The sequence below is a fragment of the Pseudomonas sp. RA_15y_Pfl1_P11 genome (assembly GCF_963970975.1).
Lineage (GTDB): Bacteria > Pseudomonadota > Gammaproteobacteria > Pseudomonadales > Pseudomonadaceae > Aquipseudomonas > Aquipseudomonas tritici.
The window spans coordinates 26,219-37,879 of the sequence record NZ_CAXAOY010000022.1 but is presented as its reverse complement, the minus strand read 5'-3'; the positions used below and the strand labels follow the sequence as shown (position 1 = coordinate 37,879).

The 11,661-nt window shown below is 59.7% G+C and carries 11 protein-coding genes; 7 read left to right on the top strand and 4 right to left on the bottom strand.

The annotated features are described in order from the left end of the window. Positions 1-4: 4 nt before the first annotated feature. The 4 genes from AACY44_RS23625 to cysN all read left to right on the top strand — a co-directional run bounded on the left by AACY44_RS23625 (position 5) and on the right by cysN (position 4,323). Positions 5-763 carry a Nif3-like dinuclear metal center hexameric protein gene (locus tag AACY44_RS23625; protein WP_339419555.1) on the top strand — a complete coding sequence of 253 codons (759 nt, stop codon included), beginning with the start codon at positions 5-7 and terminating at the stop codon, positions 761-763. A 245-nt stretch (positions 764-1,008) separates the two neighbouring features. Then, positions 1,009-1,926 carry a sulfate adenylyltransferase subunit CysD gene (cysD, locus tag AACY44_RS23620; RefSeq protein ID WP_339531167.1) on the top strand — a complete coding sequence of 306 codons (918 nt, stop codon included), beginning with the start codon at positions 1,009-1,011 and terminating at the stop codon, positions 1,924-1,926. A gap of 103 nt (positions 1,927-2,029) precedes the next feature. Beyond that, entirely contained in the window at positions 2,030-2,371 is a 342-nt protein-coding gene (locus AACY44_RS23615; protein WP_339436854.1) for a four helix bundle protein, read from the top strand. A gap of 53 nt (positions 2,372-2,424) precedes the next feature. Next, positions 2,425-4,323: a sulfate adenylyltransferase subunit CysN gene (gene cysN, locus AACY44_RS23610; RefSeq protein ID WP_339419551.1), complete on the top strand. Its 1,899-nt coding sequence runs from the start codon at positions 2,425-2,427 to the stop codon at positions 4,321-4,323. A gap of 106 nt (positions 4,324-4,429) precedes the next feature. Here cysN and AACY44_RS23605 read toward each other — a convergent pair whose 3' ends face one another. The 3 genes from AACY44_RS23605 to AACY44_RS23595 form a co-directional block, all read right to left on the bottom strand. Continuing rightward, a complete protein-coding gene (locus AACY44_RS23605) occupies positions 4,430-5,329 on the bottom strand; it encodes an acyltransferase (protein WP_339439091.1) in 900 nt (299 codons plus the stop codon). Then, entirely contained in the window at positions 5,330-7,429 is a 2,100-nt protein-coding gene (gene pta, locus AACY44_RS23600) for a phosphate acetyltransferase (RefSeq protein ID WP_339427187.1), read from the bottom strand. It abuts the gene before it with no gap. Between the two features lie 79 nt (positions 7,430-7,508). Continuing rightward, a complete protein-coding gene (locus AACY44_RS23595; RefSeq protein WP_339419699.1) occupies positions 7,509-7,799 on the bottom strand; it encodes a DUF3565 domain-containing protein in 291 nt (96 codons plus the stop codon). Here AACY44_RS23595 and AACY44_RS23590 point away from each other — a divergent pair. Then, the gene (locus AACY44_RS23590) at positions 7,798-8,283 is read left to right on the top strand and encodes an FKBP-type peptidyl-prolyl cis-trans isomerase (RefSeq protein ID WP_058412780.1); all 486 of its coding nucleotides are present in this window, start codon (positions 7,798-7,800) and stop codon (positions 8,281-8,283) included. The two genes, AACY44_RS23595 and AACY44_RS23590, sit on opposite strands and share 2 nt — an antisense overlap. 245 nt (positions 8,284-8,528) lie before the next feature. On the opposite strand, the gene rpsT is transcribed toward AACY44_RS23590, so the two are convergent. Beyond that, a complete protein-coding gene (gene rpsT / locus AACY44_RS23585; RefSeq protein ID WP_003188401.1) occupies positions 8,529-8,807 on the bottom strand; it encodes a 30S ribosomal protein S20 in 279 nt (92 codons plus the stop codon). A 253-nt stretch (positions 8,808-9,060) separates the two neighbouring features. Here rpsT and murJ point away from each other — a divergent pair, with 253 nt between their 5' ends. Next, a complete protein-coding gene (murJ, locus tag AACY44_RS23580) occupies positions 9,061-10,599 on the top strand; it encodes a murein biosynthesis integral membrane protein MurJ (RefSeq protein ID WP_339427186.1) in 1,539 nt (512 codons plus the stop codon). Positions 10,600-10,718: 119 nt separating this feature from the next. Continuing rightward, on the top strand, positions 10,719-11,657 hold the full coding sequence (ribF, locus tag AACY44_RS23575) for a bifunctional riboflavin kinase/FAD synthetase (protein ID WP_339427185.1): 939 nt from the start codon (positions 10,719-10,721) through the stop codon (positions 11,655-11,657). Positions 11,658-11,661: the final 4 nt, after the last annotated feature.

Sequence of the window (11,661 nt, the reverse complement as noted above, 5' to 3'; positions counted from 1 at the left end):
TTTTATGGCCGTCCCCCTTACCACCCTCGTCGAGGAAGCAGACCGCTACCTCGGCAGCGCAAAAATTGCCGATTATTGCCCCAATGGCCTGCAGGTCGAGGGCCGCCCGCAGGTGATGCGCATCGTGAGCGGCGTGACCGCAAGCCAAGCCTTGCTGGACGCGGCGGTTGAAGCCCAGGCCGACCTGATCCTGGTGCACCACGGCTATTTCTGGAAAGGCGAAAACCCTTGTATCACCGGCATGAAACAGCGCCGCTTGAAGACGCTGCTCAAGCACGATATCAGCCTGTTGGCCTACCATCTGCCACTGGACCTGCACCCCGACGTCGGCAACAACGTGCAGTTGGCGCGTCAGCTCGACATCACCGTCGAAGGCCCACTGGACCCGAACAACCCCAAAGTCGTCGGCCTGGTCGGCTCCCTTGCCGAGCCCCTGTTGCCCCGCGACTTTGCCCGTCGGGTGCAAGAAGTCATGGGGCGCGAGCCGCTGTTGATCGAAGGCAGCGAAATGATCCGCCGCGTCGGCTGGTGCACCGGCGGTGGTCAGGGCTATATCGACAACGCGATTGCTGTCGGCGTCGACCTGTTCCTGAGCGGCGAGGCCTCGGAGCAGACCTTCCACAGCGCCCGCGAAAACGACATCAGCTTCATCGCCGCCGGCCACCATGCGACTGAGCGCTATGGTGTGCAGGCGCTGGGCGATTACCTGGCACGGCGCTTCGCGCTGGAACATATTTTCATCGATTGCCCTAACCCGATCTGAGCCTCACCACGGGACAAACTGTGGGCGCTGGCTTGCCTGCGAACGCATCGCTGCGGTTCACCTGACTGACCGCGGTGCTTGCATCACAGGCAAGCCGGCTGCCACAGGAAGCCCAAACTTGGGGGCATATTCATATACCGTTTCGATCTAGCTGGCGCCCTGAATAGAAGCAGGTGCTGTGCTAGCATGCCCCGCTCGAACACGGCCCGCTGGCCGTCCACAAGATCGTTTTTCCGTGAGTAACCATGGTCGACAAACTGACGCATCTGAAACAGCTGGAGGCGGAAAGCATCCACATCATCCGCGAGGTCGCCGCCGAGTTCGACAACCCGGTGATGCTCTACTCGATCGGTAAAGACTCCGCCGTGATGCTGCATCTGGCACGCAAGGCCTTCTTCCCGGGCAAACTGCCGTTCCCAGTGATGCACGTCGACACCCGCTGGAAATTCCAGGAAATGTACAAGTTCCGCGACAAAATGGTCGAAGAGCTTGGCCTGGACCTGATCACCCACATCAACCCGGATGGCGTGGCGCAGGGTATCAACCCGTTCACCCACGGCAGCGCCAAGCACACCGACATCATGAAGACCGAAGGCCTCAAGCAGGCCCTGGACAAGCATGGTTTCGACGCAGCATTCGGCGGTGCCCGTCGCGATGAAGAGAAATCCCGTGCCAAAGAGCGCGTGTACTCGTTCCGCGACAGCAAGCACCGCTGGGACCCGAAAAACCAGCGCCCGGAGCTGTGGAACGTCTACAACGGCAACGTCAACAAGGGCGAATCCATCCGTGTGTTCCCGCTGTCCAACTGGACCGAGCTGGACATCTGGCAGTACATCTACCTGGAAGGCATCCCGATCGTACCGCTGTACTTCGCCGCCGAGCGCGACGTGATCGAGAAGAACGGCACGTTGATCATGATCGACGACGACCGCATCCTTGAGCACCTGTCCGACGAAGACAAAGCCCGAATCATCAAAAAGAAAGTCCGTTTCCGTACCCTTGGCTGCTACCCGTTGACGGGCGCGGTGGAGTCCGAAGCCGAGACGCTGACGGACATCATCCAGGAAATGCTCCTGACGCGAACTTCCGAGCGCCAGGGCCGTGTCATCGACCACGATGGCGCAGGCTCGATGGAAGATAAAAAACGTCAAGGGTACTTTTAAGCTTCGAGTTACAAGCGGCAAGCTGCAAGTTAAAGGCGGTATGCGTACTTTGCAGTTTGGTGCTTGCAGCCGGTTTTTGCGAGCCGCTATCGAGTGACTTGTAATGGACTTCGAGAAGTTGGTCGTTTGGCAGAGAAGCAAGTGTTTAGCGGTGGAAATCTACCGGGAGTTTGCACAATGCAAAGATCTTGGTTTTAAGGATCAGATCACTCGGTCAGCACTTTCGGTGCCCTCCAATATTGCTGAAGGTATGGAGCGTTGCAGTGCTACAGAGAAGGTACGTTTTCTTTGGATAGTGAAAGCTTCTTGTGGGGAGTTACGAACACAGATTCTCATCGGCAGCGACATTGCTTACATCGCCCACCCGCTGGCTGAAAACTGGATTGCAGAAACTCGCGAGCTCTCAAAAATGCTCTGCGGCTTGATCAACAAAATTTCTGACTAGCTGTACGCCGACAAGCTTGCCGCTTGAAGCTTACAGCTCGGAGCTTGAACGCAATGAGCCATCAATCTGATTTGATCAGCGAGGACATCCTCGCTTACCTGGGCCAGCACGAGCGCAAGGAAATGTTGCGCTTCCTGACCTGCGGCAACGTCGACGACGGCAAGAGCACCCTGATCGGGCGCCTGCTGCACGACTCCAAGATGATCTACGAAGATCACCTGGAAGCCATCACCCGCGATTCGAAGAAGTCCGGCACCACTGGGGACGACATCGACCTGGCGTTGCTGGTCGACGGCCTGCAGGCTGAGCGTGAGCAAGGCATCACCATTGATGTCGCCTATCGCTACTTCTCTACCGCCAAGCGCAAATTCATCATCGCCGACACCCCCGGCCATGAGCAGTACACCCGCAACATGGCCACCGGTGCGTCCACCTGTGACCTGGCGATCATCCTGATCGACGCCCGCTACGGCGTGCAGACCCAGACCCGACGCCACAGCTATATCGCCTCGTTGCTGGGCATCAAGCACATCGTGATCGCCGTCAACAAGATGGACATCAATGGCTTTGACCAAAGCGTATTCGAGTCGATCAAGGCCGATTACCTGAAGTTTGCCGATGGCATCGCCTTCAAACCGAGCACCATGGCCTTTGTGCCAATGTCGGCGCTCAAAGGCGATAACGTGGTCAACAAGAGCGAGCGTTCGCCCTGGTACACCGGGCAGTCGCTGATGGAGATCCTCGAAACCGTCGAGATCGCCAACGACCGCAACTACACTGACCTGCGTTTCCCGGTGCAGTACGTCAACCGTCCGAACCTGAACTTCCGTGGTTTCGCCGGCACCCTGGCCAGCGGCATCGTGCACAAGGGCGACGAAGTCGTGGTGCTGCCGTCGGGCAAGAGCAGCCGCGTCAAATCCATTGTCACCTTTGAAGGGGAGTTGGAGCACGCCGGCCCTGGTCAAGCAGTGACGCTGACCATGGAAGACGAGATCGACATTTCCCGTGGCGACCTGTTGGTACATGCCGACAACGTGCCGCAAGTGACCGACGCTTTCGACGCCATGCTGGTGTGGATGGCCGAAGAACCGATGCTGCCGGGCAAGAAATACGACATCAAGCGCGCCACCAGCTACGTGCCGGGTTCCATCACCAGCATCGTGCACCGTGTGGATGTGAACACCTTGGCCGAAGGCCCGGCGAGTTCGCTGCAGTTGAACGAGATTGGTCGGGTCAAGGTCAGCCTCGACGCGGCCATCGCCCTGGACGGTTACGACAGCAACCGCACCACCGGTGCGTTCATCGTCATCGACCGCTTGACCAACGGCACTGTGGCCGCGGGCATGATCATCGCACCGCCAGTCACTCACGGCAGCGCGTCGCAGCACGGCAAGCTGGCCCACGTGGCCACCGAAGAACGTGCCCTGCGCTTCGGCCAGCAGCCGGCCACCGTTTTGTTCAGCGGCCTGTCCGGCGCCGGCAAGAGCACCTTGGCCTACGCAGTTGAGCGCAAGCTGTTCGACATGGGCCGTGCGGTGTTTGTACTGGACGGCCAGAACCTGCGTCACGACCTCAACAAAGGTTTGCCGCAGGATCGTGCCGGGCGCACCGAGAACTGGCGTCGTGCCGCTCACGTGGCGCGTCAGTTCAACGAAGCGGGCCTGCTGACCCTGGCCGCGTTCGTCGCACCCGATGCCGAAGGCCGTGAACAGGCCAAGGCGCTGATCGGCGATGACCGTCTGCTGACGGTGTACGTGCAAGCGTCACCGCTGGTGTGTGCCGAGCGTGATCCGCAAGGCCTGTACGCGGCGGGTGGGGATAACATCCCTGGCGAGTCGTTCCCGTATGACGTGCCGTTGAATGCCGATCTGGTCATCGACACCCAGGCCCTGTCGCTGGAAGACAGCGTCAAACAAGTGCTGGAGTTGTTGCGTCAGCGCGGCGCGATCTAAGAGGGGAGCAGTGACAAGCTGCTAGTTTCAAGCGGCAAGAAAAAGCCCGCCACCGAGTCATCGGTGGCGGGCTTTTTACATTCTCAAGCCCGCTCCCCCATTTTGATCAGTGTTTGCCTGGGAATTCTGTGTGCAGTTTCTCCAGCAATTGATCCTTCTCTTCCCACAACCGATTGATCCACCCCTGGAACGCCAGCCGATACTCCCCATCCTGCTCATAATTCTTTCCAATGAACTCAGCCGGGATCTGCACCTCTTCAAACTGCACCACCACGTCCTTCACGTTCCCGCACAGCAAATCCCAATACCCAGGGCGCCCGGCAGGGTAGTGAATGGTCACGTTGACCAATGACTTCAACTGCTCACCCATCGCGTCCAGCACAAACGCGATACCACCGGCTTTGGGCTTGAGCAAATAGCGAAACGGCGAGTTCTGCTGTGCATGCTTGCCGGGGGTAAACCGCGTGCCTTCGGCAAAGTTGAAAATTCCCACCGGGTTGTCGCGAAACTTCGCACAAGTCTTGCGCGTAGTTTCCAGGTCCTTGCCTTTTTTCTCCGGGTGTTTTTCCAGATAAGCCTTGGTGTAGCGCTTCATGAACGGGAAGCCCAGCGCCCACCATGCCAGGCCGATGACCGGCACCCAGATCAGCTCCTGCTTGAGGAAGAACTTCAGCGGGCGGATCCGACGGTTCAGCACATATTGCAGCACCATGATGTCGACCCAGCTCTGGTGATTGCTGGTCACCAGGTAGGAGTGCTGGTAATCCAGGCCCTCCAGGCCTTTAAGGTGCCAGCGCGTGCGCCGGACCAGGTTCATCCAGCCCTTGTTGTTGGTGACCCAGGCCTCATGCGTGTGGTTCATCAGCCATTCGCTGAAACCCTTGGCAAACGGCAGCGCCTTGAACAGTGCGACGATAAACAAGAACGAGCACAGCAGGATCGTGTTCAGCGCCAGCAACAGCGATGCGATCACCCCGCGCACGGCGGCAGGTAGAAAATCCAGCATTTAGATATCCATAGGTCGGTTGGCGGCTTGGATCGCGGTGAGCGCGATCGTGTACACAATGTCGTCCACCTGGGCGCCACGCGGCAGGTCGTTGACCGGTTTGCGCAGGCCTTGGAGCATCGGCCCCAGGCTCACGCAATCGGCGCTGCGTTGTACCGCTTTGTGGGTGGTGTTGCCGGTGTTCAGGTCGGGGAACACGAACACCGTGGCCTTGCCGGCAACCAGGCTGTCGGGGGCCAGTTGGCGTGCCACGGCTTCGTTGGCCGCGGCATCGTATTGCAGCGGGCCGTCGATCAGCAGTGAGCTTTGCTGTTCATGGGCGAGCAGGGTGGCTTCGCGGACTTTCTCTACTTCCTCGCCGCTGGCCGAGTCGCCGCTGGAATAGCTGATCATCGCCACGCGCGGCGTGATGCCGAAGGCAGCGGCCGAGTCAGCGCTTTGCAGGGCGATCTCCGCCAGTTCGGCGGCGCTCGGGTGCGGGTTCATCACACAGTCGCCGTACACCAGCACCTGCTCAGGGAACAGCATGAAAAACACCGACGACACCAGCGTGCAACCCGGTGCGGTCTTGATCAACTGCAGGGCAGGGCGGATGGTATTGGCGGTGGAGTGGATAACGCCGGAAACCAACCCGTCCACTTCATCCAGCGCGAGCATCATGGTTGCAATCACCACGGTGTCTTCCAGTTGCTGCTCGGCCATCGGCGCGTTGAGGCTCTTGCTCTTGCGCAGCGCGACCATCGGTTCCACATAGCGCTGGCGGATCAGGTCCGGGTCGAGAACCTCCAGCCCTTCGGGCAATTCGATGCCTTGGGCGCGGGCGACCGCTTCCACATCCGCCGGCTTGGCCAGCAACACGCAGCGAGCAATGCCGCGTGCCTGGCAGATGGCGGCGGCTTGTACGGTCAGCGGTTCGCTGCCTTCCGGCAACACAATGCGCTTGTTGGCGGCCTGGGCACGCTGGATCAGCTGGTAGCGGAACACCGCCGGCGACAGGCGCATCTCCCGCGGCGTGCCGCAACGCTGGTGCAGCCAGCGCGCATCGAGGTGACTGGCGACGAAATCGGTGATGATTTCCGCGCGCTCGCGGTCATCGATGGGAATTTCTTTATTGAGGCTGTTGAGCTGGTTGGCAGTGTCGTAGGAACCGGTGCTCACCGACAGCACCGGCAGGCCGGCCTGGAATGCGCCTCGGCATAAATCCATGATGCGCGGGTCGGGCAGGGTGTCGCTGGTGAGCAACAGGCCTGCCAGCGGCACGCCGTTGATCGCGGCCAGGCTGACGGCGAGGATGATGTCGTCGCGGTCGCCGGGGGTTACCACCAGCACGCCGGGCTTGAGCAATTCCACGGTATTTCGCATGGTGCGGGCGCAGATGATGATCTTGGTCATGCGGCGGGTTTCGTAGTCGCCGGCGTTTAGGGTCTGCGCGCCCATCAGGTCGGCCACGTCGCGGGTACGTGGGGCGTTGAGTTCGGGCTGGTAGGGGATGCAGCCCAGCAGGCGGAAATCACCGCTGCGCAACAGGGGCGAATGTTCCTTGAGGCGCGCGGAGAAGGCTTCCATGCTTTCGTCGGTGCGCACCTTGTTAAGGATCACGCCGAGTACTTTCGGGTCTTTCGGGCCGCCGAACAGTTGGGCCTGCAATTCCACGCGGCCGGAGAGTTCGGTGAGCACTTCGTTTTCCGGAGCCGAGACCAAGATCACTTCCGCATCCAGGCTCTTCGCCAGGTGCAGGTTGACCCGCGCTGCATAGCTGGCGCTGCGGGTCGGCACCATGCCTTCGACGATCAGCACGTCCTTTCCCACAGCGGCCTGTTGGTACAGCGTGATGATTTCTTCCAGCAACTCGTCGAGCTGGCCGTCGCCAAGCATCCGCTCGACATGGGCCAGGCCCAGGGGTTGTGGCGGCTTGAGGCCGTGGGTGCGCGCTATCAGTTCGGTGGAGCGTTCAGGGCCAGTGTCGCCCGGGTGTGGTTGAGCAATCGGTTTGAAAAAGCCGACTTTCAGCCCGGCTCGCTCAAGGGTACGCACCAGCCCAAGGCTGATGGAGGTCAGACCCACACCAAAATCGGTGGGCGCGATAAAAAAAGTTTGCATGCGAATTCTCTGGAGTTGCATGGCTTGGGTGGCGCTCTATGGCTGAGCGTCTACCGCGAATCAGATGCCAAGGTTATCGTTATTCGTGCACTTGCGCACACCAGCCGCAGGCAAAGGGCTGGCCTATTTTTTCAATACGTTGCGCGGGGTCAAGCACCCAGGCGCGCGACTGCCAGGGCGGCTGGTGGCGCAGGTGCTGAGTGTGGCCGCAGGACAGCTCGGCAACCCAGTGCCGGTCTTCATCCTGATGAAAGCCGGTGATCGCCGAGTGGCTTGTCTGACCCCGTCCGTCCGGGTTCTGTTCGCTTTCGGGCAAATCCTTGTTTAGACTTGTCCGTTCTTCATTCTTATGCAAAAGGTCTCGCCCCATGACGATCGCCGCTAACAAGGCTGTCTCCATCGACTATACCCTGACCAACGACGCTGGTGAGGTCATCGACAGCTCCGCCGGCGGCGCGCCGCTGGTCTACCTGCAAGGCGCAGGTAACATTATCCCAGGCCTGGAAAAGGCGCTGGAAGGCAAGAGCGTCGGTGATGAGCTGACCGTCGCCGTAGAACCTGAAGATGCCTACGGCGAATACTCGGCCGAGTTGGTCAGCACGCTGAGCCGCAGCATGTTCGAAGGCGTTGACGAACTGGAAGTAGGCATGCAGTTCCACGCCTCCGCTCCGGACGGCCAAATGCAGATCGTCACCATCCGTGACCTGGACGGCGACGACGTTACCGTCGACGGCAACCACCCTCTGGCTGGCCAGCGCCTGAACTTCCAAGTGAAGATCGTTGCCATCCGCGACGCTTCCGAGGAAGAAGTGGCTCACGGCCACGTCCACGGTGAAGGCGGTCATCACCACTGATTGATGCATTGATCAGTTGCTAGCAAAAACGCCCCGACTGGTTCGGGGCGTTTTTTTGCCTGTCTGAAAGCGTTCAGTCGGGTTGCCGGGCTTTTGTAGTGAGCGGGCGGTGCGACGATCCGACAAGCCCGCTCACACAGGAGGCAGTGGTAATTTTGGGGCACACACAAAAATGCCCCGGACCTTTCGGTACGGGGCATTTCTTAACTGTTTCACAACCTGGGTTGCGTTGCAGTTGTTACCACTTAGGCTGCAGCAGGAACGCTCAGAGCCTTGATGTGGCCATTCAGGCGGCTCTTATGACGAGCGGCCTTGTTCTTGTGGATGATGCCTTTATCGGCCATACGGTCGATAACTGGCACAGCCAGAACGTAAGCAGCTTGGGCTTTTTCAGCGTCTTTGGTGTCGATGGCTTTAACTACATTCTTGATGTAGGTACGAACCATGGAACGCAGGCTGGCGTTGTGGCTGCGACGCTTCTCAGCCTGTTTTGCACGTTTTTTGGCGGAAGGTGTGTTGGCCACCGTCGAGCTCCTCGAAAGACTTTTTAGGAAATAGCAAACAAAATAGGCCGCGAATCATGCCGATGACTTGATGTGTTGTCAAGAGCGGCTGATGCGAACTGCTGAGTGGTCGATCTGAAGAGGCGGGTGATTTATTTCCGGCGCTTGACCTGTAAACTCGCGAGCTTTGGCTCTGTGCTGTTGCAGGCGCGCAGTATCGCATAAGTGGGCGCTTCTTTCGCCTGCTGTTTATCTATAGGCGCAAACTCTTTCAATGAATCTGCTCAAATCGCTGGCCGCCGTCAGCTCTATCACAATGATCTCCCGGGTTTTGGGGTTTGTGCGTGACACCCTGCTGGCGCGCATTTTTGGCGCCAGCATGGCCACGGATGCCTTCTTTATTGCTTTCAAATTGCCCAACCTGTTGCGGCGGATCTTCGCCGAAGGCGCGTTTTCCCAGGCGTTCGTGCCCATCCTGGCGGAATACAAGACCCAGCAGGGCGAGGAAGCGACGCGCACCTTTATTGCCTATGTCTCGGGCCTGTTGACCTTGGTGCTGATGCTGGTGACCGTGCTCGGCATGCTTGCTGCTCCCTGGGTCATCTGGGCCACGGCCCCGGGTTTCGCCAATACGCCGGAAAAATTCGCGCTGACCACTGACCTGCTGCGCGTGACCTTTCCTTATATATTGCTGATCTCCCTTTCATCGCTGGCCGGGGCGATCCTCAATACCTGGAACCGCTTCTCGGTGCCGGCCTTCGTGCCGACCCTGCTGAACGTCAGCATGATCATCTTCGCGCTGTTTCTCACGCCGTACTTCGATCCTCCTGTGATGGCGCTGGGCTGGGCAGTGCTGGCCGGCGGCTTGGCGCAATTGCTCTACCAACTGCCCCACCTGAAAAAGATCGGCATGCTCGTGTTGCCGCGCCTGAACCTCAAGGACACAGGCGTCTGGCGCGTGATGCGCAATATGCTGCCGGCGATCCTCGGCGTCTCAGTCAGCCAGATTTCCCTGATTATCAACACGGCGTTCGCTTCGCTGCTGGTGTCCGGCTCGGTGTCGTGGATGTACTACGCCGATCGCTTGATGGAATTGCCGTCCGGCGTGCTCGGCGTGGCGCTGGGCACGATTTTGCTGCCGACCCTGGCGCGCACCTATGCCAGCAAGGACCGCCAGGAATACTCGCGCATCCTCGACTGGGGCCTGCGCCTGTGCTTCGTGTTGGTACTGCCATGTGCCCTGGCCCTGGGGATTCTGGCGGAGCCGCTGACCGTGTCGCTGTTTCAATACGGCCAATTCGATGCCCACGATGCATTGATGACTCAGTACGCACTGGTCGCCTATTCCGTAGGGTTGCTCGGCATTATCGTGATCAAGGTGCTGGCCCCAGGCTTCTACGCCCAGCAAAACATTCGTACACCGGTGAAAATCGCGATTTTCACGCTGATCGTCACGCAACTGCTCAACCTGGTATTTATCGGCCCGCTGGCCCATGCCGGCCTGGCGCTGGCGATCAGTGTCGGTGCGTGCATCAATGCCGGGCTGTTGTTTTACCAGCTGCGCAAGCAGCAAATGTTTCTGCCGCAGCCCGGTTGGGGCCTGTTTGCCCTCAAATTGCTGGTAGCGGTGGCGGTGATGTCGGCCGTGCTGCTGGGCTTGATGCACTATATGCCCGCATGGGACGAGGGCCAGATGCTGCAACGCTTTATGCGCCTTGGCGTGCTGGTAGTCGCCGGCGTGGTGGTGTACTTCGGGATGTTGCTGCTGCAAGGCTTCCGCCTGCGAGATTTCAATCGCAAGTCACTGAGCTAGAGAGTTTGCCGCAATAAAACGGTTGTTTTATCGATTCGATCCATTTGGCCTGTGCTGTTGCCTGTCGTCCGGGGCCGGGTGTGGTTATAATCGACCACTTTATGAGCAAGAAGCGCGTTATGCAGCTGGTTCGAGGTCTTCACAACCTGCGCCCTGGACATCGGGGCTGCGTCGCCACTATTGGCAACTTTGACGGTGTTCACCGTGGTCACCAGGCTATTCTGGCCCGGCTGCGCGAGCGTGCAGTCGAGTTGGGCGTGCCCAGCTGCGTGGTGATTTTTGAGCCGCAGCCGCGTGAATACTTTACCCCCGAGACAGCGCCGGCGCGTCTTGCCCGCTTGCGGGACAAGCTGCAATTGCTGGCTGAAGAAGGTGTGGACCGCGTCCTTTGCCTGGCTTTCAACCAGCGCTTGCAAAGCCTGAGCGCCGCCGAGTTTGTCGAACGCATCCTGGTCGATGGCCTGGGCGTGCAGCATTTGGAGGTCGGTGACGACTTCCGCTTTGGTTGCGACCGCGTCGGGGATTTCGATTTCCTGCAACAGGCCGGCGCCAACCAGGGGTTTACCGTCGAAGCCGCGCAAACCGTCGAACTGGATGGCCTGCGCGTGAGCAGTACCCAGGTGCGTAACGCCCTGGCCGCTGCCGACTTCGCCTTGGCCGAGCGTTTGCTCGGTCGCCCGTTCCGCATTGCCGGTCGGGTCCTGCACGGCCAGAAGCTGGCGCGCCAATTGGGCACGCCAACCGCCAACGTGCAACTCAAACGTCGTCGTGTGCCGCTGACCGGGGTGTATCTGGTGAGCGTCGACATCGACGGCCAAGCGTGGCCGGGAGTCGCCAACATAGGCGTCAGGCCCACGGTTGCAGGTGATGGCAAGGCCCACCTGGAAGTTCACCTTTTGGATTTTGCCGGTGATCTGTATGACCGGCGTTTGACGGTGGTTTTCCACCAGAAGCTGCGTGAAGAGCAGCGTTTCGCCTCCCTTGAGGCGTTGAAAACGGCGATCAATGCGGATGTCGCCGCCGCCCGTGCACTAGCCGCACCTAGCGCCCATCGCTAACCGA